This window comes from Kitasatospora sp. NPDC040550 (genome assembly GCF_055594965.1).
The window spans coordinates 155737-177490 of sequence record NZ_JBVIWC010000017.1 but is presented as its reverse complement, the minus strand read 5'-3'; the positions used below and the strand labels follow the sequence as shown (position 1 = coordinate 177490).

Here is a 21754-nt window from a genome sequence, read left to right as displayed (position 1 = left end):
CAGCGGTCTACCGATGCCTCCGGCCCGGTGACACCACCCCCCGGATCATGCGAACTACGGGGGGGAACAGTCATGCCGAGCCGGAGGCCGGGAGCCCCGCTGCGGGGCCACGAAAAAGGTAACGGGGGGCGGTGGGTCGGGTCAGCAGCCGAAGTCGATCAGGCGGAAGGTCGCGTAGTGGTCGGCGGTGTAGTAGTCCTCGTGCGAGCGCTGGCCGGTGACGATCCGGCGGGTGCCGCGGGTCGGCGCGCCCGGGGTCACCACGGTGTACTCGTGGTAGTAGCCGGAGCGCTGGGAGGGCAGCACGCCCTCCTTGTTGGTGAACACCACGCCGTCCTGGCGGTACGGGAACGGCCCGCCCTTGGCGATCAGGTTGAGAGTGGTCCGGGCCTGGGAGGGCAGGGCGGACACGCACACCGTGCCGCTCACCGCGGCCTGCGCCTCGGTGGCGACGGCGACGGGCGCCAGGGTGGCCAGGGAGAGCACGGCGACGGCGACGGCACGGGTCTTCCACGCGCGTAGAGTTCGGGTCATGTTCAACAGGATGGCGAGCCCCGGAGCTCCCCGGAAGCCCCGTTCGGAGTCTTCATCTCCGGTCAACTCGCCGTACCTGTCGATGACTTGAAGCGGCCGGTCAGCCGCCCCGGTAGTCCGTGCCGGCGATCACCGCGAGCCGGCGGCGCCCGGCGTCCAGGACGGCGAAGCCGAGGTCGAGGTCGTCGCAGATGAACCAGTCCCCGCACATGGTGAAGCCGTACCAGGCGCACTCCCCCGCCCGCCGCGCCACCTCGGCCACCGGGTCCTCCGGGCCCGCACCCACCAGTGCCGCGAAGGAGCGCCAGGCCTCCAGCCGGCCGTAGCCGCCGTACGACCAGACGCATTCGTCCCCGGGGCCGGTGGAGGCGGCGGCGAAGAGCTGGCGCCAGACGGCGGCGGCGGTGGTCGGCACGACCGCCAGGTGCGCGGCGTGCGCCCCGCCGTGGGCCTCGTCCACACCGGGCACGCCGCCCAGCGGGCCGCGACAGCCGTCCCCGGACATGCAGTCCAGCGGCAGCCCGGCCAGCGTCCCCGGGAGCTCCTCGGGCGCGACCGGCCGCTCGGCCTCGAACACCGCCGCCTCCAGCTGCCCGTTGAACCGCCGTGCCCAGCGCTGCACGGCCACGGTCAGCCCGGGCTCGTCCGCCCCGATCTCCACCGCCACCCGGCCGGCCGCCGCGATCCGACCGCCCTCCGGCAGGCCGTACGGCACGCCGTACGCCACCCCGCCGCGCGAGTAGTGCGCCATGAGGGGCTTGCCCTCGACCGGGTCGAGGGTCCAGGGCAGCCGGGCCAGCGGGTGCGCGGCCCAGTACGGCGAGGCCGCCGCCCAGGCCCGCGCCTCGGGCAGCTCCGCGACCGGGGCTCCGCGCAGCACCAACTCCTGCAGCAGGCAGGCCCGCAACTCCTCGGGCACCCGCGGATCGTCGGCCGGGGCCGCGAACACCCAGGCCAGGGCCTCGATCGGCTGGTACTCGGCCAGCACGGCGGCGGCCCGGCGCAGCGACCGACCGGGGCGCGTACTGACCGCGGGCTTCAACGCGAACGCGCGCTCCACGTGCACCCGGCCGGGGGTGGTGACCACGTCCCAGAGGATGTGGTCGTAGAGGGAGGCGTGCTCGGCACCCGCCCAGCCCGAGCCGAAGCGGCGGTGCAGAGCCGCCCCGACCTCCACGTGGAACGCCGTGTCACCGCGCTCCAGGTGCGCTTCGAGCAGCAGGCACACCTCGCTGACCTCGTACGTCCCGGCCAGGCCGTCCACCAGTTGTTCGATCGTCTTCGCCACGAGGGCGAAGCCTAGGTGGTCTGACCCGTGAGGGCGTGGCCACGGCGGTCAGCCGCGCGGCAGCACCAGGGACTGCACCGCCGGGAGCCTGCGCCAGTCGCTGGACACGATGCTCGCGTGCGCCCGGGCGAGCTGCTCGGTGCGGGCGCGGGCCTGGTCGGCGGTCGGGTCGGTGGCGCTGATCGCCGGCGCCACGTTCTGGGCGTCGGTCATCACCAGCAGGTAGTGCGAGCGGTCGTACCAGGCGGTGTCGATGCCGTTCAGGTAGCCGGCCGCGTCGCCGTCGAAGACCACGAACCACGGGCGGATCCCGGCGTCGGCGCCGGTGTACTTGGAGCGCGGGTCGCCGCTCGCCGCGCCGTGCACGGCCGGGAACAGCTGGGCCCGGTCGATCCGGCCGGCGGCGGCCAGGTCGCGCAGGTGCCGCCCGTACTCGACGTCGGTGTGCAGGGTGTCGAAGGGGTTGTGCTCCTCGACCGTGCCCGGGATCGCGTAGAGCAGCACCCGCCCGGCGAGGGCCGAGCGGCTCGGCCAGTTGCCCGCGCGGACGGCCTCGTCGACGGAGGCGTAGGAGCCGCCGCCGGGCTTGGCCAGCACGTCGGCCGGGCGCAGCACCGCGTCGCCGAGGTGGGCGGCGATCAGCGTGTCCAGCTGGTCGGGGCCCATCCCGAGGTTGGCCGCGAAGCCGCCCTTGACCTCCAGCTTGATCACCAGCGGGCCGGCGCCGGGGTGGGCGCCGAGCCAGACCCGGACGTCGTCGAGGCAGTGCTCCAGGTTCTTGTTGGTGCCGCCCCCGTACAGCTGGGCCGGGGTGTCGGCGGCGGTGCAGTTGTTGGAGTTGCCGAGCGGGTTGGAGTGGCTGACCTTCCACTCGTGGGTGATGGTGTCGGTCCAGAGGTCGAGTTCGATCATGCCGGTGCCGGTGTCCAGGCTCTGGGCGAGGTACGGGTAGGCGGCCGGTTCGTAGGTGTTGTGCAGGCCGACGGTGGTGGCGGAGCCGAACGGCAGGTCACCGGTGCCGGTGTCGGCGGCGGCGGGGGCCGCGGTGGGCACCAGGGCCGCGGCGGTGGCGAGCAGGCCGGCGGCCAGCAGGCCTGCCAGGGTACGGCGTACGGTCATCGGAATCGTCCCCCCGGGGATGGTCACGACGGGCGCGGGTGCGCGCCGCCGGAGGCAGCATCGCCGGACCAGGCGTGCACCTCGTGAAGAAGGCACGACAATATCGTGGCGACTTCGCCACCTCCGCTCCGGGTTCCGGCCTCGGCGGCCGCTGGTGGCCGTCCGCCCGCGGCACGCCGCGCCCCTCCGGTGACGCTTCGTCAGATCTGTCGTACCCGGGCGCTAGCGTGGCCCGCGAGCGGACGGCTGCCGGCGGCCGCCCGAGAGCCACGAGCAGCGGAGGCAGCACGATGTCCCTGGTCCGGGTCCACAACTTCTCGATCTCCCTCGACGGGTACGGCACCGGCGAGGGCCAGAGCATGGAGCAGCCCTTCGGGCACGCCGCCCACCGGCTGCACGAGTGGTTCTTCGGCACCCGCACCTTCCGGCAGATGGCCGGCAAGGAGGGCGGCGACACCGGGGTGGACGACGCGATGGCCCGCACCTGGGGCGACGGCATCGGCGCCGAGATCATGGGCCGCAACAAGTTCGGCCCGCAGCGCGGCCCGTGGGAGGACGAGGACTGGCGGGGCTGGTGGGGGCCGAACCCGCCGTTCCACACCCCGGTCTTCGTGCTCACCCACTACCCGCGCCCGACGGTGGAGATGGAGGGCGGGACGGTCTTCCACTTCGTCGACGGCTCCCCCGAGGAGGCCCTGCGGCAGGCCCGGGAGGCGGCCGGCGGCCTGGACGTCCGGATCGGCGGCGGGCCGCGCACCGTCCGGGCGTTCCTGGAGGCCGACCTCGTCGACCACCTGCACGTGGTGGTGGTGCCGATCCTGCTGGGCCGGGGCGAGTCGCTCTGGGCCGGGCTGGAGGGGCTGGAGGAGCGGTTCGACACCGAGGCGGTGAGCAGCCCGAGCGGGGTGACCCACCTCACCTTCACCCGCCGCGCCCGCTCCTGAGGGGCACCGACCCCGACGGCCCGGCCGACGGCCGACGGGCGGCCTCCCCGCGCACACAGCTGTGCGGGGAGGCCGCCCGTCGGTCCGGCTCCGGAAGGCCGGTCGTGCGGAGGGTGCCGGGTCAGACCCGGTCGGCCGCGATCAGCACGTACTGGAAGGAGCCGTCCTTGTAGGACTCGATGAACGCCTCCTCGATGCCGGTGACCAGCGAGGTGGTGTTCCGCAGCTCCCAGTAGGGCAGGGTGTCCGGGGTCAGGTCGATGACGGCCTGGGGCACCAGGCGGTTATCGGCCATCGCCCGCAGGTACTCGCGGCGGGAGTGGATGTTGCACTCGAAGTGCGCGTTGATCTGCGAGACCCACTTCGACGGCTGGCCGTACTTCGGGTTCCAGCAGCCGGTGATGGTCACGTAGCGACCGCCGACGGCCAGCACCCGGGAGTGCTCGGCGAACAGGTCGTGCAGGTCCACGTACATGCTGGACTCGTTGTTCCAGGAGCCGGCCACCGAGCCGTTCTCCAGCGGCATGTCGAGCATGTTGGCGACCCGGGAGCGGACGAAGTCGCCGATGCCCAGCTCGGCGGCGCGCTTGTTGCCGAACTCGGCCTGCTGGGTGGAGAGGGTCAGGCCCTCCACCCGGCAGCCGAAGCGCTGGTGGGCCATGACCATCGAACCGCCGCGGCCGCAGCCGGCGTCGAGCAGGGTGGACTCGGCCCTGATGTCACCGAGGTGGTCGAGCAGCACGTCGGCCTGGGCGGACTCCAGGCGGTGCAGCTCGGCGATGACCTTCTTCTCGCGCTCACTGTCGGCCGGGTCGCCGATCGCCTCCTGGTCGATCGCGCCGATGCCGTAGTGGTGGTGGTACAGGCCGTCGACGTCGCCCAGGCGCAGGTTGACCGGGCGGGCCTCGTTGTTCCAGTAGCGCGCGATGTCGCCCTGGTACGGAGTGGCCGGGCCGGGAATCGCGGTGCCGGCGGTGGTGATGTCGTCGGTCACGGACATGTGGGTCAACTCCATGGTGGTCAGGGTTGGTTATCGGAAAAGGTGCGGCTGCCGACCGGCGCGTTACCAGAAGTCGGGCAGGCTGTACCGGTGGGTGTTGGTCTGATGCCAGTAGTGGTTGCCGTCGAGCCAGGCCGCCACCCCGCGAAGGAAGCGCACCAGGGTCGGCACCGGGCAGGCGACGGCCAGCGCGGCCGACTCGGCCTCGAAGGCGTGCATCAGCTCGTTGTGGACCTCGACGGCCTTGAGGTAGCCCTCCTGGCGCGAGACGCCCTCCCGCTCGGAGATCACCACCGGCAGGTTCAGGTGGAGCCCCGGGCCGGCGAGCTCCTTGGTGTACGAGTAGAGGTCGTTGACGATCGTGGTCGCGTTGCCCGCCAGCGCGATGATCCGCTGCATGGCGGGCAGCGCGTGCAGCTCGACCGGCAGCTCGTAGCCGCCGACGGTGTCGGTGATCGTCGGGCAGGGGCGGAAGTTGTTGAACTGCCGCATCGCGAGGTACTCCCAGACCTCCGGCACGTGCTCGGCCTCGGCCCAGGAGGCCTCGGCCAGGTACCCCATGTGCAGCCGCGCCATGTCGTGCCGGAAGCGGTCCGCCTGGGCGGGCGTGGAGGCGCGGACGAAGTAGTCCATCGCCGAGCGGTACGAGCGCCGGGGCGCGTCCTCGGAGAGCGAGGCCTCCCAGGCCGGGTGGTACTCCGCGGTGGTGTGCAGCGGGTCCAGCGCGGTGTGCGCGAGCAGCAGCCGGCTGCCCAGGCCGACGGGCGAGCCGCCGAGGTCCTCGCAGTAGCAGTCGTCCACCGCGTTCTCGGCGACCATCAGGCGGGCCGCGAGCATCAGGTGGTCGACGCTCGGCGCGTCGGGGTGGCAGGCCACCATGTAGCGCCCGGTGGAGAACCCGTCGAAGTCCTTCTCCCACTCCGGCGGGTAGAGCTCGATCTCGTCGATCGCCCAGGCCTTGATCTTGAGGCTGAGTTCCGCCACCCGCACCGGGTCGGGCTCGGCGATCGGGTGGTGGTAGAGCCCGGGGATGGGGTCGCCGGTCTTCGGCTTGCCACCGCTCGGCGCGGCGGCGGCCGGGACGGCGACGGCCGGTGCCTCGGCTGCCGGTGCCTGCGCCACCGGCAGCTCCGGATCCGCGACCTCGGACACCGGAACCTCGGGAGCCGCGACCTCGGACACCGGCGTCGGCGGCCTCAACTGCAGCCCGGCGGTGCCGAGTCCGCTGGGACCGCGCAGGATCCGGTCGATCGCCGGGGAGCTCATGAGCCCACCGCCGGGGCATCGACGGGCCCGGGCGGGGTACCCGTTCTGGTGCACAGGGGCATGGAGCCTCCTCTGAGAGGGATCGCCTGGTGTGACGGGTCGTCATCTCGACCGCCGCGATGGGGAACTCCACGCCGCGGGCCCCGTCTCGCTCGGTTCCCCACCGTAGGCGCGAAAGCCCGTTCCGGATCGCAACGGACGATCTTCTACACCCGATAGGGTGAACGTTCCGGCTGTCGGCGTTTGGCCGCGCCGGTGTCATGCATCGGTCCGTCCGGGGCCCCGGGCTGCGGTTCCGCACCGGACGACCCCCGCCCGTCCGGGCGGCGCGTCAACCTGCCGATCACCTTCCGCGTCCCGCGCCGCCCTGCCGCGCCGTACCGGCCGCGGCGGGGACCGTTCGACCCCGGACCACCCGATCCGGACCGCCCGCGCCCCGGGCCACAGCCACCGGGCGACCGGAGGACGGGCGGAAGACCGCCGGCGGGCGGGGCGGTGTCCCGCCGGTGGCGTAAGGGGGAGAAGAATGGGCCGGGCGCCGTGAGAGGAACGCGGCCAGGAAGGAAGACCAGCGCATGGAGAGCCAGGCCCGCAGCCGCACCGAAGTCGTCGAGGACCTCATGGAGCGCTTCCCCGACGTGCCCCGGGAGGCGGTGATCAAGGAGGATCTGCTGCGCGGCGGCATGGCCTTCGACGAGTCCGCCCTCAGCGGCAGCACCGGGGCCGACGGGGGCGGCGAGGTCAAACCGAAGTCGTACTTCATCTTCTCCTTCGACCACCGCACCCTGCCCGAGCTGGGCGCGGCCGCGCTGAACCGGCCGCCGGAGGAGGTCGTGCTGACCGGCGGGCCGTACGGGCTGCGCCGCACGGTGGTGTCGGTGCGGGTCAACCCGGACTCGCCGTACCGGGTGCGCGCGGGCGAGGACGGCACGCTCGGCCTCTACCTGGACGGCGCGCGGATCGCCGACGTCGGCCTGCCGCCGATGCCGGACTACTACCGGCACACCCTCGCCAACGGGAAGTCGGTGATGGAGGTCGCCCCGACCATCCAGTGGGGCTACCTGATCTACCTCACGGTGTTCCGGGTCTGCCAGTACTTCGGCGCCAAGGAGGAGTGCCAGTACTGCGACATCAACCACAACTGGCGCCAGCACAAGGCGGCCGGCCGCCCGTACACCGGGGTCAAGCCGGTCGAGGAGGTGCTGGAGGCGCTGGAGATCATCGACCGCCACGACACCGCCCGCGCCTCCCGGGCGTACACCCTCACCGGCGGCGCGATCACCTCCCAGGTCGGCGGCCGGGACGAGGCGGACTTCTACGGGCAGTACGCCAAGGCCATCGAGGAGCGCTTCCCCGACCGCTGGATCGGCAAGGTGGTCGCCCAGGCGCTGCCCCGCGACGACGTGCAGCGCTTCCACGACTACGGCGTGAAGATCTACCACCCCAACTTCGAGGTGTGGGACAAGCGCCTGTTCGAGCTCTACTGCCCCGGCAAGGAGCGCTACGTCGGCCGGGACGAGTGGCACCGCCGGATCCTCGACTCCACCGAGGTGTTCGGCGCGGAGAACGTGATCCCCAACTTCGTGGCGGGCGTGGAGATGGCCGAGCCCTTCGGCTTCACCACCGTCGACGAGGCGATCGCCTCCACCCGGGAGGGGCTGCGCTTCTTCATGTCCCACGGCGTGGTGCCGCGCTTCACCACCTGGTGCCCCGAGCCCACCACCCCGCTGGGCAAGGCCAACCCCCAGGGCGCGCCGCTGGAGTACCACATCCGGCTGCTGCAGACCTATCGGGCCACCCTGGAGGAGTTCGGCCTCTCCTCCCCGCCCGGCTACGGCCCGGCCGGGCCCGGGAAGGCGGTCTTCTCGGTGAGCTCCTTCATGGACTCGCTGCCCGGCTGAGCCGTCTCCCGGTGGCTGCCGCCGCCCCGGCAGCAGCCACCGTGGCCGTCAACTGCCCTGCTGGCGACGGACGGTGAGGATCTGCTCGGCCCGGCCCACCGGACCGTCGACGTCGTGCAGCACGGTGCTGGTGACGCCGTGGCCGGCCGGGCCGAAGCTGACGGCGGTGTCCAGGCCGGTCCAGCGGCCGCCGGGGCGGCGGTGGAAGTGGACGGTCAGGTCGGTGTTCGGGAACATCCACTCGGTGGGCTGCTCCCGGACGGCGATGCCGTTGGCGGTGTCGACCAGGGCGACGAACGCGGCGTGCGGGCTCGCCGCCTCCCCCGCGACGAGCTCCAGCGGGGTGGCGAGCCAGGCGGCGGCCCGGCCCGGCGCGGCCGAGCGGCGCCGGACCTCCACCGAGGCGATGTAGCCGCCGGCCCACTGCTCGCCCATCGGCCAGAGCTCGAACTCCTCGGGCGCGGGCAGCCGTTCGTCGTGGGTGCCGGCCACGGCGGCGGTGTCCTGCTCGGCCAGGTACCAGGCCCGGGCCCGGACCACGGCGCGGCCGGCGATCGAGGCCACCGCCTCCACCAGCTCGATGGTGCGGCCGGGGCGGAGGGTCTCGACCGTGATCTCCAGCTCGTCCAGGGCGATCAGACCGAGGATGTCGAAGCTCACCCGGGCCAGGGCGAGGCCGTCGGCGGGGCGCCCGGCCCGGTGCCGGTCGATCGCGTGGACGATCAGGCCGCCCACCGGGCTGAAATGCTGCTCGTCCGGGTGCCAGGCGCCCTGGGCGTGGACGGTGGGCTTGTACTGCTGCTCGCCGGTGCGCTGGTAGTAGCTGTCGGGTGCGGCGGTGGGGCTGGTCAAGGTGCGCTTCTCCTCGGGCCGGATCGCGGGGCTGCCGGGCGGGCACCGGTCCCGGCGTGGCCGGCGTCCGCGCTCCCGATCGTAGGAGCCCGAACCGGCCCGGAAGCTGTGATGCCCGCCACACCGGCCCGGTGCCCGCCCCGCCCGACCTGCGGCGCCGCTCGCCCGGCGCCGCCCGCCCGGTGCGGCGCCGCTGCCGGGCGGGGCGGGCGCCCCCGGCTCAGCGCGCGATCAGCGGGTAGTGGTCGGAGAGGTCGGTGTAGGTGTAGCTCTTGCCCCAGCTGCTCACCGTCCAGGGCGCGCTGTGCACCCGGCGGACCTCGTTGGTGTACTGCTGCGGGCGGGCGTGGTCGGCGCGGTAGAGGACGTGGTCGAGGTCCTCCTTGGGCTCGCCCGGGTAGCGGTAGGCGGCGATGGAGTTGTCGGCGGTGTCGAAGGAGTACGGCCAGCCGGTGCGGGCCGAGGCCGGGGCGAGGTTGCCGTTGTCCAGCAGGGCCTGGTACTCGGTGCCGTGGAAGTCGATGTTGAGGTCCCCCGCGACCAGCACCGGCTCGTCCGCCGGGATCCGCTTCGCGTCCAGGAACGCCCGCATCGCGCCGAGCTGCTCGGCCCGGATCGCGGCCGCCTGGCCGCCGGCGCAGCCGGAGTCGGTGGACTGGAGGTGGGTGCCGACCAGGTGGGTGCGCCGGCCGTTGACGTCCAGGACGACGTAGGCGAAGCCCTTGTTGGACCACCAGTCGGAGCCGCAGGCGTCCTGGTAGACGTACTGCTCCTGGCGCAGGATCGGCCACTTGCTGAGCACCGTCACCCCGCCGTCCTCGGGGGTGGTGGAGCTGTAGCTGCCGGAGGTGGCGTCCCAGCCACCGGTGGAGCGGCCGACCACGGGGGTGTGGAAGGGGTAGGCGGCGGAGGCCTTGGTGATCAGGGCGTCGGAGGCGGCGTTGTCGAAGGCCTCCTCCAGCACGACCACGTCGTGGCCCTGGAAGAAGTCCGCCGAGGCGATCGCTTGGGCCCGGTGCTGCTGGCCCCAGTTGGGGTAGAGCGAGGTGCTCATCAGGAAGGTGTTGTAGGTCAGGACGTCCAGCGGCGGCGCGGTGACGGGGGCGCTCTCGGCGCCGGCCGGGGCGGCGCCGAGAGCGGCGAGCACGGTGGCGGCGGCACCGGCGGCGAGGGTGCGGCGCAGGGACGGCAGGGTCATCGGGGCTCCGTGGGGGACGTCGTCGGCCCGGCGGGTCGCGGGATGTTGTGCATCCAACTTCCGTACGTGCACGGCCCGCAAGACGTCCGGCGAGCAGGCGGTGAATTCGTTCGGAACAGCACTACCGGCCGGTAGTGCGGGTCCGCCGGGCCTGACCTGCGGTGACCGGGGCCGCCGCCCGGGCCGTGGCGCCGGAAATCCCCTGCCGAACCCCGCCAAAAGCCCGATAAGATGACGCACGGTGTGCCGGGAAGTCTGGTCGGCTCGGGGGACGACTGCGGCGATCGGGCCACGGCGACCCCGACGTTGCGATGGGTCGTTTCTGCAGATGCACGCCGTGGGGATCGTTCTCGTCCTGGTCGTCCTGGCCACCAGCGTGGCCACCTTCGCCCGCCGATGGCGGGTGCCCGCCCCCTCGCTGCTGGTCCTCGCCGGACTCGGCGTCGCCCTCCTCCCCGGCGTGCCCGCCCTGCACGTGCCCCCGCAGATCATCGGCGCGGTGGTGCTGCCCCCGCTGCTCTACTCCTCCGCCGAGGAACTGTCGCTGCGCGACCTGCGGACGGTCTGGCGACCCGTCACCATCCTCTCCTTCGGACTGGTCTTCGCCTCCGCCGCCGCCGTCGGCTTCGTCGCCGTCGCCGTCGCCGGGCTGCCGCCCGCGATGGCCTTCGTGCTCGGCGCCGTGCTCTCCAGCACCGACCCGGTGGCCGTCACCGCACTCGGCCGCCGGCTCGCCCTGCCCGGGCGGGTCCAGGTGCTCGTCCAGGCGGAGAGCCTGTTCAACGACGCCACCTCGCTGGTGCTGTTCAAGGTCGCCGTCGGCGTCGCCGTGGCCGTCGGCGGGACGGTCGACCTGCCCGCCGCGGGCGGCGAACTGGTGCTGCTCGGCGGGGGCGGCAGCCTGGTCGGCGCGGCCGTCGCCGGGCTGGTCTGGCTGCTGCGCCGCCGCACCACCGACCCGGTGCTGGAGACGGTGATAGCCCTGGTCACCCCGTACGCGGCGTACGTGCTGGCAGAGTCCGCGCACACCTCCGGCGTCACCTCGGTGGTGGTCGCCGGGGTACTCCTCGGCCGCTCCGGCCACCGGCTCACCGACGCCCGGATCCGGCTGCAACTGCACGCCGTGTACGCGGTGGTGGTGTTCCTGCTGGAGAGCGTCGTCTTCTCGATCGTCGGCCTGGAACTGCCCACGCTCGTCCGGGAGCTGCCGGCCGGCGCCGGCTGGTGGCCGCTCCAGTCGGTGGCCATCGCCGCCGTGCTGATCGCCGTCCGGGTGCTGTGGACCCTGCCGCTCACCCGAGCCGTCCGGCCCAGCCGGGGGCGGCTGTCCTGGCGGGTCGCCGGGGTGGTGACCTGGGCCGGCACCCGGGGCGTCATGCCGCTGGCCGCCGCGCTCTCCATCCCGCTGCTGACCGAGGGCGGAGCCGCGCTCGACGGACGGCCGCTGGTGCTGGTGCTCACCGTCTCCAACGTCGTGCTCACCCTGGTCGTCCAGGGCCTGACCCTCGCGGCCGTGGTCAACCGCTCCGGGCTCGCCCTGGAGCCCGAGCACACCGCGCGCGAGGAGGCCGACGCCCGCGACGAGCTCAACCGCGCCGCCCTGGACCACGTGGACGGCCTGGCCGAGCTGGAGGCCGTCCCGGACACGGCCGTCGACCGGGTCCGCCGTGCTCTCACCGCCCGGCTCGACCGCACCCCCGGGGCCCCCGACGGCACCACCGCAGACGACGCCTACCGCCAACTGCGGCACGAGGTCATCGCGGTGCAGAACGACCGACTGCACCGGCTGTACGAGGAGCACCGGATCAGCGACACCACCCTGCGGCTGCTCCAGCGCGACCTCGACCTGGAACAGGCGGCCCTGGGCAGGACCTGACCACCCGACCGGCCGGCCCGCGGTCAGAACATCAGGGCCAGCAGGCCGGCCGCGGCCAGCGCGCAGAGCAGCGCGAGCGCCGCCAGCCCGAACTCGTTCGGGGGCGGCGGCAACCGGCGCACCGGGTGGACGGCCAGCCCCCGGCCGGGGCGGGCGGGGTGGTACAGCACGGTCACCTCGTCCCCCTCCTGGTAGCGGCCGCCTTCGGGACGCGCGTCGTGCCGCAGCAGTTCGACCACCCGACCGTCCGGCAGGCCGTACTCGATGGTCACCCGGCGGCGCTCGTACCCCTCGGAGGTGGTGTGCCAACGCACCCGGCGAACCCGGCCGACGGCGCAGACGCCGCCCCGGCGCAACTCCCGGACCGTCCGGCTCGCCGAGGCGAGCAGCGCGGCCAGCCCGGCCAGGACCGCTGCCCCGACCAGGAGGAACAGATCAAGAACCGCCCCCACAGAAGTCAATGTACCCACCACGCAACGGAGTTGGGAAGACGGCCGACGGGCCGTCCGAACCGGGCGGTACCCCGGCCTTCCGGCTGCCGGGGGCTGCCGTCACACTGTCGCGAGCACGAAACAGAACCACCGAGCGGGGGCAGCATGGCCAAGCGTCCGAACAAGAAGCAGAAACGGCCCCTGGCGGCCGGGGTCGTCCGGCCTGCCAAGCCCACGCGCCGGCGCCCCGGCAAGGACCTCCAGCTCGCGCCGCGCACGGTGCGGCGCACCGCGCTGCTGGTCGGGCTGCTCGCCCCGCTACTGATCATCGGACTGCTGGCGCTCGCCTCCAACCCCGACTACCAGGCACCCTGCACCATCCTGGCCGTCCTGGTGCTGATGGTCGCCGTCGTCGGACTGATGATGATCCACAGCAGCGGCTGGGTGGTCTGGCCCGCCGTCGCGCTGGGCCTGATGCTCCTGGTGATCCCCACCACCGCCCTGCGCGCCCAGCTGATCTCCCACCGCGGGGTGCACACCCGGGTCGTCATCACCTCGGCACACAGCGGCAAGGACAAGACCGGCCGGGTCAGCTGGACCTGCGGCATCCGCCGCGAGGACGGCCACCCGCTGCCGCACGGCACCATCGGGGGCTTCGGCTGCTCCGGCTCCTCGGTCGGCAGCACCACCACGGTGCTGGCCGACCCGGACGGCTGGGCACCGCCGGCCAACACGGACGACGACCTCTCCTTCCGCGGCGCCGGGGTCTGGGTCACCGGCGTGGTCGCCGTCCTGTGGGCCGCGCTCATCTTCGGCACGGCCCGCCGGGCCCTGCGCGGGCGGGGTGGGTGGAGCGGACGGGCCGGGCGGGGCGGGCAGGCCGGACGGGCCGGACGCAAGAGCGCGTGACAACCGGGGAACGGATGAGGCGGTTTCACCGGTTCAGCATTCCGAGCGGAGAATTCACCGAGGACGAGTTCCCTGTTCAGTGGGCATGCGGCGGTGGAGAATTCATGAAGCGCACATGGCATGTCAACCGCCCGACGGCGGCGGCGATCCCGGCCATGCGAGAAATTCGCCCATTGCTCAGTAGTGGTTCGCCGTCGGCGGCGTGGATCCCGAAGCCGTCCGGACGGCCCTACGGGGGAACGGTGGTGCCCAGCCGGTCGGCATGGCCAAGCTGGTCGCGGACGACGCCGCGGCCGCCGCCGGAGCCGGCTACGCCCTGCTCGCCGTCCTGCTGACACTGTTCCGCGCCGCACCCGACCGCACCGCCGTCCTCGCCCGCACACGGAAAGGCCACTGGTCCCACCCGCCCGCCGACCCGCCGGTTCCCGTGAAGATCGCGTCAAACCGCCTGTTCGCGGACGGCGCGCCGGAGTAGCCTGCGACCGTGAACGAACTGGTGTTCCGGGGCAGGGACTTGTTCCGCCCCTCCAAGTCCCATCTGGCCGGCGCCCTCGCCTTCCTCGTCCTCATGGTGTCGGTCGGGATGATGCGCTCCGGGCCGGTGTTCGCGGCCTGGTCGCTCGGCACCGTCGTGGTGCTGTTCGTGCCGGTCTTCTACAGCTCGTGGCGGGGCTGGAGCCGGGTCGGGCCCGAGGGCGTGACGATCTGCTGGGGGTTCGGGGCCGGGCGCACCTACTCCTGGGCGGAGATCCGCTGGGTCGACGTCCGCACCACCGCGTCCAGCGGCCCGTACGCCGGCTCCGGACCGACCCGGGCGGCGCGGATCTTCACCACGAGCGGGCGCCGGCGCTCGCTGCCGGGCCTGTCCTGGAGTCCGCTGTACCCGACCGCGGACTTCGACGCGAACGTCCAGCGGCTGCGCAACTGGTGGGAGTCGAGCACCGAGGCCGCGCAGCGGGTCGAGCCCGTGAAGCAGTTCCGGGACCGGCTGACGCCGACCACGATCGCGATCGTCGCCGTCGTCCTGATCATGGTGGTCGGCTGGTTCGTGATCGCCTCGCGGTACTGACCGCCGTCCGTCGCTGCACAGGTGAGCGGGTGCGCCTCCGGCCTGGCCGGGGGCGCACCCGCTCTCGTGTGTCCGGAGGTCAGCCGCGCAGTCCGTCCAGCAGGGCGAGGACGTCCTCGACCGAGCCCGCGGGGTCGGTGACGGGGTAGAGCACGCCGCGCACGGTGCGTCCGGCGTCGAGGACCAGGGTGAGCCGCTTGAGGCGTTCGACGCCCGCGGCGCGGAAGGTGGGCAGCCGCAGTCCGGCGGCGAGTTCCAGGCCGGCGTCGGAGAGCAGCGGGAACGGGATCCGGGCGTGCTCGGCGAAGGCCGCCAGCTGGTCCGGGCGTTGGGTGCTGACGCCGTAGACGGCGGTGGAGCGGGCGGTGAACTCGCCCATCCGGTCGCGGTAGGTGCAGGACTCCAGGGTGCAGCCGGGCGCTCCGGGGATGTCGCCCCAGCCGGGCGGGTGGCCCGCTCCGCCCGGGGCGTAGGCGCCGGGGTAGCAGTAGAGCACCGTCCAGGCGCGGTCCGCGGCGACCGGGTCGGCCCGTCCGCCGGCGGCGGCGTCGAGTTCCAGTGCGGGCAGCCGGTGGCCGGTGAGGGCCGTGACCCGACGGGTCTCGGCGGAGTCGGGGGTGCTGGTGGCGGAGAGGGTGCCGTCGCCCAGGATGTGGCGTCCGCCCCAGTCCTGGAGGGCGACCAGGACCGGTAGGAGGCCGCGGCCCCGGTCCGTCAGGTGGTACTCGTAGCGCGGTGGGTGCGGGTGGTAGAGCCGTTTCTCGAGGACGCCGTCGGCGACCAGTGCCTTGAGGCGCTCGGTGAGCACCTTGCGGCTGATGCCGAGTCCGTTCTGCAGGGCGTCGAACTGGTGGGTGCCCCCGGCGACGTCCCTGACCAGGAGCAGGGTCCAGGTGTCCCCGACCACCGCCAGGGCCTGGGAGATCGCGCAGTCGGGGTCCGCCGCTTCCGTGTGCCGCATGATCACCCAGTATAGTGAGTTCCCAAAGGGAACTCACTTGGTCCCGGTCGGGGACCGAGGGCGGCGAAGGGGCGGACGTTGACGACGGAGACGGTGGACACGGCGAGATCGGTGGATCCGGCGGGCGGGGGCGGCGGAAACGGCCGCGGGGCGGGGGCGTTCTGGCGCTACTGGAGCGCCTCGACCGTCAGCCGGCTCGGCGACCAGGTGACGACGGTGGCCCTGCCACTGATCGCGGTGGTCACCCTGCACGCCTCGGCCTTCGAGGTCGGATTGATCACGGGCGCCGCCTACGTCGCCTGGCTGGTGATCGGGCTGCCGGCCGGCGTGCTCGTCCAGCGGCTGCCGCTGCGCGGCACCCAGGTGGCGATGGACCTGCTCCGGGCCGCCGCCGTCGCCTCGGTACCGCTGGCCGCCGCGTTCGGGGTGCTGGGACTGCCCCACCTGGTCGTGGTGGCCCTGCTGGTCGGTTTTGCCGGCGTGCTCTTCGATGTCGGCAACTCCACCTTCCTGCCCGCCGTCGTCCCCAAGGAACAGCTGACCGCCCGCAACAGCCTGGTCTCCGGCAGCATCGCCGCCACCGATCTGGCCGGGCCCTCGCTCGGCGGCGTGCTGGTGCAGCTGGTCGGCGGCGCGGCCTCGATGCTGCTGGACTCCGTCAGCTACCTCGCCTCGGCGGCCCTGCTGGGCACCCTGCCGCCGGTCGGCCGGCCAGCCGCCCGGCCAGCCGGCGGCGCCGGGATGCGCGAGCAGATCCGCGAGGGCTGGCGGTTCGTCGCCCGGCACCCGGTGATCCGGCCCTGCGTGGCCGACGCCACCGCGGTGAACTTCGTCTGCGGCGGGCTGATGACGCTCACCCCGGTGTTCCTGGTCCGCACCCTCGACGCCCCGGCCGCCGCCGTCGGCGCCCTGATGGCCACCGGCGGGCTCGGCAGCCTCCTCGGCGCGGCCGTCACACCGCGACTGGTGGCGCGGTTCGGCAGCGGCGTCGCGCTGCGCCGGGCGGCCGTGGTCGCCACCGCCTTCGCCCTGCTGCTGCCGCTCGCCGGATCCGGGTGGGCGACGCTGGTCTTCGCGCTCGGCAACGCCGGGTTCTCGGCGGGGGTCGTGGTCACCAGCATCGTGACCCGCACCCACCGGCAGACCCAGACCCCGCCTGAGCTGCTGTCCCGGGTGATGGCCACGGTCCGCTTCGTCTCCTGGGGCGCGATCCCGGTCGGCGCCCTGGCCGCCGGTGCCGCGGCCGCGGCCTGGGGGCCGCGCACGGCGCTGCTCCTGGTCGCCGTGGTCAGCGTGGTGAGCCCGGTGATCCTGCTGGCCGGCCCGATCCGCCGGATGCGCGACCTGGCCTGACCCGGGGGCGGGGGCCGGTGCACGGCCCCCGCCCGCGGGCCCGAGGGCGGTTCAGGAGGCCGTGAAGGTCACCTGGTCGACCGTCCAGAAGGCGCTGTTGGTGCCGGTGTAGCGGAACTGGAAGCGGGCGCCGGTGGCACCGGCCGGGACGGTGACCGGCAGCTGCTCGACGGTGTTGAGGTCGCTGCGGTAGGACTTCACCAGCTGCGGGGTGCCGTTGTCGAAGACCACGTACAGGTCACCGGTCTGCGGGCCGTCCACCTTGTAGTCGGTGGCGAAGGAGAGCGTGCCGCGGCTCAGGCCGGTCACCGGGTAGACCGGGCTGATCAGGGTGGAGTCGAACTGCCCGGCGCCGTGTGCCTTGTCGTCCCACTCGTCGGAGTCCGCGACGGCGAACACGTTGCGGGCGCGCACGTTGGTCTCGCGGGACTGGTTCAGCTCGGCGGCGGTCCAGAACTCGTCGGTGGCGAAGGCCCAGCCCCGCCACTCGGTCACGCCGCCGCTGGGCATCCGGGAGTTGTCGATGCTCCAGCCGGCCGGCGGGGTGTGGGTCCAGCCCTTCACCCCGGCCGGGATGCCGGTCTCGTCGACCCGGGTCTGCAGGTTCGGGCGCAGCGCGTCGAAGGCGTCCGGGGTGATCTCGTCGATCGGCCGGCCGTCGAGCCTCCAGGCGGGGTCGACGGTGACGCCCTCGTGCTTGAGGACGGTGGGGGCGATGTCGACCGGCTTGACGTCGTAGCGGCGCGAGCCGGGGGTGCAGCCGGCGCCGTCGGCGATCAGGAAGGTCTGGCGCTCGTTGGCGCTGTTGCCGCCGTGGCCGCCGGCGTCGGTGTGGCCGTGGTCGGTGGTGACGACGATCAGCCAGTCCTCGGAGCCGTACGTGGGGCGGGACTTGACGGCCTGCACGACCTGGCCGACCAGGCCGTCGACGGCGTGGATGGCGCTCAGGTAGTCGGCGCTGGCGCCGCCGTGGGCGTGGCCGGCCTCGTCGACGCCGTCGAAGTGCAGGAAGGTGGCGTCGGGGTTGCCGTGGGCGAGGTAGTCGGCGGCGTCGGTGGCGGTCTTGGCGTCGTTCTCGCTCTCCGGGATGCGCAGGTCGGCGCGGCCGTTGAAGACGTTGGCGGTGATCGGGTTCCAGGAGCCGATCACCAGCGTGGAGTTGCCGGGGTCGGCGGTCTCCAGGCGGGTGGCGTAGTCGGGGTAGAGGTCGAAGCGGGCGCCGGTGAAGGCGTTGTCCTTGACCTTGTGCTTGTCGGGCCACACGCCGGTGGCGATGGTGGACCAGCCGGGGCCGGACAGGGTGGGCGCCAGCGGGTTGGCGTACAGGTTGCTGGTGGCGGTCAGGCCGCCCGCCATCAGGGCCTTGAGATGGGGCGCGTCGGCGGTGAGCAGCTTGTCGTAGCGGGTGCCGTCGACGCCGATGACCAGGGTCTTGGCCTGCTTGGTGCCGTTCGGCAGGCCCTGGTACGAGCCGTCGGCCGCGACCGCGGCGGCCGTGCCGGCGGCGGTGGCGGTCACGGCGGTGGCGGCGGACGCGGACAGCGGGATCAGCGCGGCGACGGTCGCGGCGACCGTGGCGGTGGCGAGGGCCGTGCTGCGGATGGAGCGGGAGGTACGCAAGGGGGGCTCCCAACTGGGCATCGGTTCGGTGCAGTTGCACCAGCACCGAGGGTGGGGCGGCCGGGCGAGCACGAACCCTTGGCGAATCCACGGCGGCATGAACAACGGTCGAAATTCAGTCCAGACCGGTTATCGTTCCGTGACCTTCGCCCGGCCGCCGAGCCCTTAGGGCGCTCGATAGGCTGGCGCGGTGAGCCACCCCACCCCCCGGCCCGGCCCGGAACCCGCCCGCGCCGGCATCCCCGAGCACGGCCGGGTGCCCAAGTACTACCTGGTCAAGGAGCGGCTGGAGGAGCTCCTCGGCGAGCTCGGCCCGGGCGGCCGGCTGCCCACCGAGGCCGAGCTGGCACAGCGTCACGGCGTCGCCCGCGCGACGGTTCGGCAGGCCCTGCGCGAGCTCCTGTTGGAGGGCCGGCTGCGCCGCCAGGGGCGTGGCACGGTCGTCGCCGGCCCGAAGATCGAGCAGCCGCTGTCCCTCACCAGCTACACCGAGGGCGTCACCCGCCAGGGCCTGCGCCCCGGCCGCACCCTGATCGCCCTCGACCGCCTGGCCGCCGACCCCGCGCTGGCCGAGCGCCTGGCCGTGGCCGAGGGCGAACCGCTCTGGCACCTGGAGCGCGTCCTGCGCGCCGACGAGGAGCGCGTCGGGCTGGAGTCCACCTACGTGCCCGTGGCCCGAGTGCCCGACCTGGCAACGGACTTCGACCCCGAGGGCTCCTTCTACGGCTACCTGCGCGCACGCGGGGTCCACCTGGGCACCGCCGACGAGCGGATCGAGACCGTCCTCGCCACCCCGCGCGAGGCCCTGCTGATCGGCACCCCGCCCGCGCTGCCCATGCTGCTGCTGCACCGCCGCAGCCTGGACGCCGACGGCCGCCCGCTGGAACTGGTCCGCGCCCTCTACCGGGGCGACCGGTTCAGCTTCACCCTCGCCCTCGGCGCCCCGCCGCCCGGGGACGCCGAGCGGCCCTGACCGGCCGACCCCGACCGGTCCGCGCCCTCTACCGGGGCGACCGGTTCAGCTTCACCCTCGCCCTCGGCGCCCCGCCGCCCGGGGACGCCGAGCGGCCCTGACCGGCCGACCCCGACCGGTCCGCCCCGGCGGACCCGTGCCCAGCGGACCCGTGCTCAGCGGACCCGTGCTCAGCGGAACGCGGCGACGTTGCGCGCAGCCCAGTCCGCGAAGGGGCGCGGCGGCCGGCCGAGGACCCGCTGGACGTCCGGGCTGATCCGGGTCTCGGCCGAGGTGGGCGCGCCGAGGATGTCCAGGGTGTCGTCGGCCAGCTCCACCGGCATGTTCCGGGCCATGCCGGCCCTGGCCTCCTCCCGGCCGAGCTCGTGGAAGCGCACCGGCTCGCCCAGCGCGGCGGCCAGGGCCGCCGCCTGTCCGCGCGGGGTGATCACCTCCGGCCCGGTGAGTTCGTAGCGGCCGCCGGAGTGCCGCTCGTCCAGCAGGCAGGCCGCCGCCACCTCGGCGATGTCGGCCGGATCGACGACCGGCACGCCGACGTCCCCGAAGGGCGCGGCGACCAGCCGGTCGGTGCGCACCGACTCGGCCCACCAGAAGGCGTTGGAGGCGAAGCCGCCCGGCCGCAGGATGCTCCATTCCGCGCCGGACCCGCGCAGCTCGTCCTCCAGTGCGCGCAGCGCGATCCGGGTCGGGCCGAAGGGCCTGGTCACCACGCCCTGACTGGACAGCAGGACGATCCGCCGGACCCCGGCACCCACGGCCTCGGCGAGGAGGTCGGCCGGGCCGGCCCCGCTGTGCAGGTCGCCGGAGAGCAGCAGGAACAGCGCCTCCGCCCCGGCCAGTACCGGCTTGAGGGCGCCCGGCTCGGCCAGGTCGGCCGCCACGTGCCGGACGCCGTCCGGCACGGCGGCCGCCCGCCGCGACACCGCCGTCACCTCCCGGCCCGCCTCGGCCAGTGCCTGGGTCAACGGCCGGCCGATGTTTCCGGTCGCCCCGGTCACCACGATCATGTTCAGCTCCCACTGCTCGTCTGCTCGTCTGCTCGTTCTGCTCGTTCTGCTCGGAGGTCCTCCGAGGCCCTCAACCTAGGAGCGCCGACTTACTTTTGGTAAGGACATACCTTGAAGTAAGCTCCACACATGGAGGAAGGCCCGCAGTACAGAGCGGCCGCACCGGGGGGCCGGTATGACGTGTTTCACACCGACTGCCCCGCGCGCGACGTCGTCGACCACGTGACCAGCCGATGGGGGATCTGGGTGCTGATCTCCCTGCGGAGCAACGACCTGCGCTTCTACGAACTGCGCGAGAGCATCCAGGGCGTCAGCGAGAAGATGCTCACCCAGACCCTGCGCGCCCTGGTCCAGGACGGCCTGGTCCGGCGGGAGGTCGCACCGACCACACCGCCCCAGGTCACCTACGGGCTCACCGGGTTCGGCCGCGAACTGGGCGAGCCGCTCAGGGAACTGTTCGACCGGATCACCCGACGGCTGCCCCCGGTCGACGGCGGTTCCCCGCCCGGCAGCGGGTCGCGGCACGACAGCGGCCTGCGGCGCGACAGCGGCGCGCGGCCGGCTCAGAGCCCGCTCGGCCAGTCGTAGCCGCTCGGCACCTTGACGGCGGCGTTCTCGGCGGCCGTGCCGTACACCAGGGCGATCTCGTCGTGGGCGTGCAGCACGATCGCCGCCGGGTCGCTGCCCACCGCCTTGCCGTCCATGTACGCGGTGAGCGCGTGGGTGGCGTCGGTGCGCAGCCCGCCCAAGTGGTCCGCGGAAGCGGAGACCTGCCACTCGGTCAGGAACTGACCCAGGGTGAAGTCGGCGGTCACCGGCGACTCGATGTGGACGACCCCGCTGGTGTCGTGGGTGTGCAGCGGGCTGATCCGCTGGGCGCTCTCGTCGATGCCGACCAGCGCGGGGACGGTCACGGGCTGCCCGTCGGCGTAGACGTCGAGGTGGGTGTGGATGTGCAGGGCGGTGCCCTCGGCGCCGAGCATCGGCAGACCGGCCGCCTTGACGGCCGCGGCGGCGTCGGCGGGCGCGTCCCAGGGCGGCGGGGTGGTCCGGCCCTCGGCGGTGGTCCGGGGCTGCGCCGGGACGCCCGACGGCGCGGAGCTGCCCTGGTTGTCGGCGATCACGACGGCGATCACGCCGACCACCGCGAGCACCACCAGCACGACCAGGCCGCTCACCAGCCACCGCCTGGTCCGCGCGTGCCGGACCTCCGCGGCCCGGAGCGCGGCGACGTGGGCCTTGCGCCCGGACGGCTCCGGGCTCTGCGCTGACATCGGTGCGGGCCTCCTCGATCGAGGCTGCTTGTCCCTCTCAGCCTCGCAGAGTCCGCCCGGGCGGGCGCGCCGAGCCGGCGCCGGCCGCGGCCCGGCTGCGCCCGGCGACCACCGCCTCACCCCCGGTGTCCGGCCCCGGCTCCCCGTGCGAAGGCCGCGGCCCCGACCCCCGCACGGGG

21 protein-coding genes are annotated in these 21754 nt (G+C 73.7%); 9 read left to right on the top strand and 12 right to left on the bottom strand.

The window, feature by feature from the left end; genetic code table 11:
• Positions 1-141: 141 nt before the first annotated feature.
• The 3 genes from ACZ58X_RS24870 to ACZ58X_RS24860 all read right to left on the bottom strand — a co-directional run bounded on the left by ACZ58X_RS24870 (position 142) and on the right by ACZ58X_RS24860 (position 2941).
• On the bottom strand, positions 142-534 hold the full coding sequence (locus tag ACZ58X_RS24870; RefSeq protein ID WP_470335805.1) for a guanyl-specific ribonuclease: 393 nt from the start codon (positions 532-534) through the stop codon (positions 142-144).
• A 100-nt stretch (positions 535-634) separates the two neighbouring features.
• Positions 635-1822, bottom strand: a complete 1188-nt coding sequence (locus ACZ58X_RS24865; protein ID WP_470335804.1) for a DUF6183 family protein — start codon at positions 1820-1822, stop codon at positions 635-637.
• 48 nt (positions 1823-1870) lie between these two features.
• On the bottom strand, positions 1871-2941 hold the full coding sequence (locus ACZ58X_RS24860) for a phosphatidylinositol-specific phospholipase C domain-containing protein (RefSeq protein ID WP_470335803.1): 1071 nt from the start codon (positions 2939-2941) through the stop codon (positions 1871-1873).
• 290 nt (positions 2942-3231) lie between these two features.
• On the opposite strand from ACZ58X_RS24860, the gene ACZ58X_RS24855 reads away from it, so the two are divergent.
• Complete coding sequence (locus ACZ58X_RS24855; protein ID WP_470335802.1) at positions 3232-3885, top strand: dihydrofolate reductase family protein; 654 nt, start codon at positions 3232-3234, stop codon at positions 3883-3885.
• Between the two features lie 121 nt (positions 3886-4006).
• Here ACZ58X_RS24855 and ACZ58X_RS24850 read toward each other — a convergent pair whose 3' ends face one another.
• Entirely contained in the window at positions 4007-4885 is an 879-nt protein-coding gene (locus ACZ58X_RS24850) for a geranyl diphosphate 2-C-methyltransferase (RefSeq protein ID WP_470335833.1), read from the bottom strand.
• Between the two features lie 63 nt (positions 4886-4948).
• Complete coding sequence (locus tag ACZ58X_RS24845) at positions 4949-6205, bottom strand: family 2 encapsulin nanocompartment cargo protein terpene cyclase (protein ID WP_470335801.1); 1257 nt, start codon at positions 6203-6205, stop codon at positions 4949-4951.
• Between the two features lie 521 nt (positions 6206-6726).
• On the opposite strand from ACZ58X_RS24845, the gene ACZ58X_RS24840 reads away from it, so the two are divergent.
• Positions 6727-8052 carry a radical SAM protein gene (locus ACZ58X_RS24840; RefSeq protein ID WP_470335800.1) on the top strand — a complete coding sequence of 442 codons (1326 nt, stop codon included), beginning with the start codon at positions 6727-6729 and terminating at the stop codon, positions 8050-8052.
• Positions 8053-8100: 48 nt separating this feature from the next.
• Here ACZ58X_RS24840 and ACZ58X_RS24835 read toward each other — a convergent pair whose 3' ends face one another.
• Complete coding sequence (locus ACZ58X_RS24835; protein WP_470335799.1) at positions 8101-8904, bottom strand: thioesterase family protein; 804 nt, start codon at positions 8902-8904, stop codon at positions 8101-8103.
• Positions 8905-9124: 220 nt separating this feature from the next.
• Positions 9125-10102, bottom strand: a complete 978-nt coding sequence (sph, locus tag ACZ58X_RS24830; RefSeq protein ID WP_470335798.1) for a sphingomyelin phosphodiesterase — start codon at positions 10100-10102, stop codon at positions 9125-9127.
• 328 nt (positions 10103-10430) lie between these two features.
• On the opposite strand from sph, the gene ACZ58X_RS24825 reads away from it, so the two are divergent.
• Positions 10431-11978: a Na+/H+ antiporter gene (locus ACZ58X_RS24825; RefSeq protein WP_470335797.1), complete on the top strand. Its 1548-nt coding sequence runs from the start codon at positions 10431-10433 to the stop codon at positions 11976-11978.
• Between the two features lie 23 nt (positions 11979-12001).
• On the opposite strand, the gene ACZ58X_RS24820 is transcribed toward ACZ58X_RS24825, so the two are convergent.
• Entirely contained in the window at positions 12002-12430 is a 429-nt protein-coding gene (locus ACZ58X_RS24820; RefSeq protein ID WP_470335796.1) for a DUF3592 domain-containing protein, read from the bottom strand.
• A 144-nt stretch (positions 12431-12574) separates the two neighbouring features.
• Here ACZ58X_RS24820 and ACZ58X_RS24815 point away from each other — a divergent pair, with 144 nt between their 5' ends.
• The 3 genes from ACZ58X_RS24815 to ACZ58X_RS24805 all read left to right on the top strand — a co-directional run bounded on the left by ACZ58X_RS24815 (position 12575) and on the right by ACZ58X_RS24805 (position 14387).
• Positions 12575-13318, top strand: coding sequence for a hypothetical protein (locus ACZ58X_RS24815; protein WP_470335795.1), 744 nt, complete (start codon positions 12575-12577; stop codon positions 13316-13318).
• 262 nt (positions 13319-13580) lie between these two features.
• Positions 13581-13793, top strand: coding sequence for a hypothetical protein (locus ACZ58X_RS24810; RefSeq protein WP_470335794.1), 213 nt, complete (start codon positions 13581-13583; stop codon positions 13791-13793).
• A gap of 9 nt (positions 13794-13802) precedes the next feature.
• Positions 13803-14387 (top strand): hypothetical protein, encoded by a 585-nt coding sequence (locus ACZ58X_RS24805; RefSeq protein WP_470335793.1) that lies wholly within the window; start codon positions 13803-13805, stop codon positions 14385-14387.
• Between the two features lie 79 nt (positions 14388-14466).
• Here the strand turns inward: ACZ58X_RS24805 and ACZ58X_RS24800 are convergent, their stop codons facing one another.
• A complete protein-coding gene (locus ACZ58X_RS24800) occupies positions 14467-15348 on the bottom strand; it encodes a winged helix-turn-helix transcriptional regulator (protein ID WP_470335792.1) in 882 nt (293 codons plus the stop codon).
• Between the two features lie 78 nt (positions 15349-15426).
• Here ACZ58X_RS24800 and ACZ58X_RS24795 point away from each other — a divergent pair, with 78 nt between their 5' ends.
• A complete protein-coding gene (locus ACZ58X_RS24795; protein WP_470335791.1) occupies positions 15427-16701 on the top strand; it encodes an MFS transporter in 1275 nt (424 codons plus the stop codon).
• A gap of 51 nt (positions 16702-16752) precedes the next feature.
• On the opposite strand, the gene ACZ58X_RS24790 is transcribed toward ACZ58X_RS24795, so the two are convergent.
• Positions 16753-18321 (bottom strand): alkaline phosphatase family protein, encoded by a 1569-nt coding sequence (locus tag ACZ58X_RS24790; protein WP_470335790.1) that lies wholly within the window; start codon positions 18319-18321, stop codon positions 16753-16755.
• 190 nt (positions 18322-18511) lie between these two features.
• Here ACZ58X_RS24790 and ACZ58X_RS24785 point away from each other — a divergent pair, with 190 nt between their 5' ends.
• The gene (locus ACZ58X_RS24785; protein ID WP_470335789.1) at positions 18512-19294 is read left to right on the top strand and encodes a GntR family transcriptional regulator; all 783 of its coding nucleotides are present in this window, start codon (positions 18512-18514) and stop codon (positions 19292-19294) included.
• 170 nt (positions 19295-19464) lie between these two features.
• Here the strand turns inward: ACZ58X_RS24785 and ACZ58X_RS24780 are convergent, their stop codons facing one another.
• Positions 19465-20301 (bottom strand): SDR family oxidoreductase, encoded by an 837-nt coding sequence (locus ACZ58X_RS24780; RefSeq protein WP_470335788.1) that lies wholly within the window; start codon positions 20299-20301, stop codon positions 19465-19467.
• Positions 20302-20430: 129 nt separating this feature from the next.
• Here ACZ58X_RS24780 and ACZ58X_RS24775 point away from each other — a divergent pair, with 129 nt between their 5' ends.
• Positions 20431-20889, top strand: coding sequence for a winged helix-turn-helix transcriptional regulator (locus ACZ58X_RS24775; RefSeq protein ID WP_470335787.1), 459 nt, complete (start codon positions 20431-20433; stop codon positions 20887-20889).
• Here the strand turns inward: ACZ58X_RS24775 and ACZ58X_RS24770 are convergent.
• Positions 20865-21575 carry a hypothetical protein gene (locus ACZ58X_RS24770; RefSeq protein ID WP_470335786.1) on the bottom strand — a complete coding sequence of 237 codons (711 nt, stop codon included), beginning with the start codon at positions 21573-21575 and terminating at the stop codon, positions 20865-20867. The two genes, ACZ58X_RS24775 and ACZ58X_RS24770, sit on opposite strands and share 25 nt — an antisense overlap.
• Positions 21576-21754 lie beyond the last annotated feature (179 nt).